The sequence below is a fragment of the Enterovibrio gelatinilyticus genome, from assembly GCF_028683095.1.
In the GTDB taxonomy this organism is placed as follows: Bacteria; Pseudomonadota; Gammaproteobacteria; order Enterobacterales; family Vibrionaceae; genus Enterovibrio; species Enterovibrio gelatinilyticus.
This window is the reverse complement of record NZ_JAJUBC010000141.1, coordinates 1-359: the sequence shown is the minus strand read 5'-3', so window position 1 is coordinate 359 and position 359 is coordinate 1. Positions and strand designations below refer to the sequence as shown.

The following is a 359-nucleotide window of genomic DNA, read 5'->3' as shown; positions in this document are numbered from 1 at the left end:
GCAACAAGATGGCGTGGCGGCGGATAATACCAGCAGTTTCACCCACCGTGGTCAGTCATGGTTGATGAACAAAGGTTTTCCCTACCTGGCTCAAGCCTGTTCGGGACAAGGGCTTCAAGCCCGAGTGTCTGTTGAAGGCGGTCAGGTACGGAACTCATTAGAGGCCGAGGCGAGAAAATCGCCTCATTCTACTCAAAGAAATGAGCCTGGATATATGTCAGTACTGACCTTCCCTTAAGGGGAATGAAAACCTGAGCATCAACACTGAACACAGTGGCAAAAACAACCTCAATATCGTCTCGCTACGCGAAACGACAAGAGCGTATTGACTTGACGTTCGGGGAGCGTCCATATATGTC

The 359-nt window shown here is 50.1% G+C and carries 1 protein-coding gene; it reads left to right on the top strand.

Annotated elements, in window-relative coordinates; all coding sequences use genetic code 11:
* Positions 1–238 (top strand): hypothetical protein (locus tag LRP50_RS25575; RefSeq protein WP_274167197.1); only part of this gene is annotated, 238 nt, incomplete at its 5' end.
* Positions 239–359: the final 121 nt, after the last annotated feature.